Origin of the sequence: Streptomyces sp. 4F14, from assembly GCF_048159485.1 — a bacterium.
Classification (GTDB): domain Bacteria; phylum Actinomycetota; class Actinomycetes; order Streptomycetales; family Streptomycetaceae; genus Streptomyces.
This window is the reverse complement of the sequence record NZ_JBLRVY010000110.1, coordinates 1-496: the sequence shown is the minus strand read 5'-3', so window position 1 is coordinate 496 and position 496 is coordinate 1. Positions and strand designations below refer to the sequence as shown.

General features: G+C 72.8%; 2 protein-coding genes. Both read left to right on the top strand.

Translation table 11 applies throughout. The features are described 5' to 3' along the window. Window positions 1-127: iron chelate uptake ABC transporter family permease subunit (locus tag ACLZOT_RS49865; protein ID WP_416975965.1), on the top strand; the 127-nt coding region annotated here is incomplete at its 5' end. Further along, the coding region (locus ACLZOT_RS49860; RefSeq protein WP_416975964.1) for an ATP-binding cassette domain-containing protein at window positions 127-496 on the top strand (370 nt) is incomplete at its 3' end. The genes ACLZOT_RS49865 and ACLZOT_RS49860, both read left to right, overlap by 1 nt.

Below are 496 nucleotides of genomic sequence, written 5' to 3'. Positions count from 1 at the left end.
GCCGAGGCTCTCGCGCGTGGTGCTCGCCCCGGCCGAACTCCCGGTGGGCGTCCTGACGGCGGTCATCGGCGTTCCCTGCTTCATCCTCCTCATGCGCCGACGCGCCTACTCCTTCGGGGGCATCTGATGCGGATCGACATCGACGCGCTCACCGTCGAGATCGCCGGCGCACGCCTGGTGGACGAGGTCACCCTCGGCGCGGCGGACGGAGAGCTCGTCGGTCTGGTCGGGCCCAACGGCAGCGGCAAGTCCACCCTGCTGCGCACCGTCGCGGGCCTGCTGCCGGCATACGACGGCACGATCACCCTGGACGGCACCCCCGTGCGCGGCGTCCCGGACAATCTGGCCGTGGTCTTCCAGGACTACGCCCGCTCCCTCTATCCCTGGCTCACCGTCCGCGAGAACGTGGCCCTCCCGCTGCGCCGCCGGGACCTGCCGCGAGCCGAACGCCGGGCCGAGGCCGACCGCATCCTGGCGCGGGTCGGTCTGACGGACG